Origin of the sequence: Streptomyces sp. URMC 124 (assembly GCF_051386455.1) — a bacterium.
Taxonomy (GTDB): Bacteria; Actinomycetota; Actinomycetes; order Streptomycetales; family Streptomycetaceae; genus Streptomyces.
Map to the genome: position 1 here is coordinate 1 of NZ_JBPQTS010000396.1, position 321 is coordinate 321.

At 54.8% G+C, this 321-nt stretch carries 1 pseudogene; it reads left to right on the forward strand.

What is annotated here, in order from left to right:
* Positions 1–14: 14 nt before the first annotated feature.
* Positions 15–321: pseudogene (locus ACSNOG_RS33095) on the forward strand (hypothetical protein); the annotation flags it as partial.

The following is a 321-nucleotide window of genomic DNA, read 5'->3' on the forward strand; positions in this document are numbered from 1 at the left end:
GAGAGATACATATTATGGATATCATTGTAAGGCCTACTCCCAAACTACAAGGCGAGATCGGGGCGTTGTCGTCCAAAAACTACACGACGCGCTACCTGCTTGCAGCCGCGCTGGCCGAAGGAACGAGCACGGTTTATTATCCGGCTCACAGCGAGGACAGCGATGCGATGAGACGCTGCATCCAAGATCTTGGAGCCGTCCTCGAGGAGGACGATGAGAAGGCGGTCATTACCGGCTTCGGCAAATCGCCGCGAAACGTGAAGGAATTGAATGTAGGGAATGCCGGAGCGGTGCTGCGTTTCTTAATGGGCGTAGCGGCTT